This is a genomic window from Pseudomonas sp. HY7a-MNA-CIBAN-0227 (genome assembly GCF_040310325.1).
Lineage (GTDB): Bacteria > Pseudomonadota > Gammaproteobacteria > Pseudomonadales > Pseudomonadaceae > Aquipseudomonas.
Genome location: NZ_JBEOPT010000124.1, coordinates 1 through 275, shown reverse-complemented (window position 1 = coordinate 275; position 275 = coordinate 1). Strand labels below are relative to the sequence as shown.

The following is a 275-nucleotide window of genomic DNA, read 5'->3' as shown; positions in this document are numbered from 1 at the left end:
AGCTTATTCTGTGGTGTAGCAACTGACTTTGCTTATTCAGGAGTCGTGCTCCATCAGCCAGGTCATTGACATAGTGGGAGACTCCATCACTCAGTCGGTGAATGGTGATGATATTTTCGTTCACCGTTTCCGCGACAGTACTCTGCTCCTGAGCAGCCAAAGCAATGTGTTGGTTCATTTCATTGATGCCCTGAATGTTTTCGCTGATTCGCGTCAGGAACTCACCGACTTGCCGTGAGGTGCCCACCGCATCCTGCAGCGCATTCTGGCAACCC

At 50.9% G+C, this 275-nt stretch carries 1 pseudogene; it reads right to left on the bottom strand.

What is annotated here, in order from left to right:
* A pseudogene (locus tag AAEZ06_RS27250) lies at window positions 1-275 on the bottom strand (hypothetical protein); the annotation flags it as partial.